This is a genomic window from Mesorhizobium sp. WSM4832, from assembly GCF_055811115.1.
The window spans coordinates 13,329-13,943 of sequence record NZ_JBVVQH010000041.1; positions in this window are offsets into that span (position 1 = coordinate 13,329).

Sequence of the window (615 nt, forward strand, 5' to 3'; positions counted from 1 at the left end):
GAGAGCACGCTCGAAATATACTCCTTTGCGCTTCGCCGATTGGCGAATGATCTCGGCGCTCGCGGCCAAGTGACTGATCTAAAAAATCACCAATCCCTGGTCGATCACCTCGATACTTTCTTTCCGAAAAACACTGACATAAGGTATATAAGGCCGGCGTTGAACGTCCTGCGTGCGTATCATGAGCCGGGCTATTCAGCGACTGGCCGGCGGCCAGTGACGGTGCCCTCAAAGGCAGACGCGCATGTCTTGGAACAAATGGCCAGTGACAGCAGCTTGGCCTCAGACACCCGTGTTGTCTATGGTCGTAGTCTTCGCAGATTTTCTGGGGAGCTTGAGAGTCGGGGCCTGACGATCTCTGGGCTGGATCATGATTCACGGATCAAATTCGCCGAGACGTTGTTTCCAGGCAGCCGCAAGCTCCGCCTGGCGTTGGGACGGGTTCGCGATACGGAGTCTGCGTCACACAGGAGCGTGACGGACGCTTTCGCGGCGGCAGGCTCTGGGCACGCCGGAGTTGAGATCGCCGCCCCGCCGCCGTTAGCTGCCAGCCAACAGCAGATCCGGCCCTGGCCGGATGCGCTTGACCCGGGCAACCACCTGCCACCACCCGAG